The sequence below is a fragment of the Agromyces sp. NPDC055658 genome (assembly GCF_053618155.1).
In genome coordinates this window covers 1-1,189 of sequence record NZ_JBSHHD010000123.1, presented here as the reverse complement: position 1 = coordinate 1,189, position 1,189 = coordinate 1, and the positions used below count along the sequence as shown (strand labels likewise).

The following is a 1,189-nucleotide window of genomic DNA, read 5'->3' as shown; positions in this document are numbered from 1 at the left end:
GGCCGGCATCGGAGCCGCTGAAGGTGACGGAGACGGCGCCGGGCTGGGTGCCGGGGCGGGCTTCGACGTCGTTGTGGCGGTGCGCGGGGCGCACACCGGCAGGACGGAGCTCCGGGCCAGCTTGGTGATCTGCTCGATGGCCTCGTCCTGGGTGCCGCCGATCAGACCGGCCTTCACCGAGGCCCGTTCCGAGGGACGCAGGTCGTCGATGGCCATCAACCGGCACTCGCGCTGGTCCTGAGTGTCGTCGGCGCTGATCAGCGACAGTTCGTTGCGGGCGTTGAGACAGCCCAGGCGATACGGCTCCTGTAGTGAGATACCGAGAAAGGAGCCCTGCACCCCACTCATGATCGACACAGTGCCGTCGTGCTCGGCGACGTAATAGTTGTTGCGGATGATCTCCCGGCCGATGGCCAGGCCGCCGACGAGCACAAGCACCAGCAGCACGGCGGCGATGACGAACCGGCGGCGCGATCGTGGCCTGCGGGCCGGTTCGGCCGGCTGGGGCACCACGCGTTTGGGTTCGTTGCGACGGGGATTGAACGCCGAGGCCCGTCCGGCGGCCGTGTCCGGCGGCGCGGTCTGATCGTCGTCTCCGGACACCGCGCCGGCCAGGATCGGCTGGGTCTGCCCGTAGTCGTAGTCGACGACGTCGGCGACCACCACGGTCACGTTGTCCGGACCGCCGCCGCGCAGGGCCAGCTCGATCAGCCGGTCGGCGCTCTCGGCGACATCCTCGATCTGCAGGGCCTCGTGGATGGTCTCGTGGCTGACCGGATCGGACAGACCGTCCGAGCACAGCAGGTAGCGATCACCGGCCTTGGCCTCACGCATGATCAGTGTCGGCTCGACCTCATGCCCGGTCAGCGCCCGCATGATCAGCGACCGCTGGGGATGGCTGTGGGCCTCCTCGGCGGTGATGCGCCCTTCGTCGACCAGCGTCTGGACGAAGGTGTCGTCCTTGGTGATCTGGGTCAGCTCACCGTCGCGCAGCAGATAGCCGCGGGAGTCGCCGATGTGGACGAGGCCCAGCCGGTTGCCCGCGAACAGGATCGCGGTGAGCGTCGTGCCCATGCCGTCGAGTTCGGGGTCGGCCTCCACGTGGGCCGCGATCGCGGCATTGCCCTGGCCGACCGCGGTGTTGAGCTTGCTGAGCAGGTCGCCGCCGGGCTCGTCGTCGTCGAGATGC

Annotated in this window: 1 protein-coding gene; it reads right to left on the bottom strand. The window is 69.2% G+C overall.

The genetic code is table 11. The features are described from left to right. The coding region (locus ACWGPE_RS19025; protein ID WP_452049318.1) for a PP2C family protein-serine/threonine phosphatase at positions 1 to 1,189 on the bottom strand (1,189 nt) is incomplete at both ends.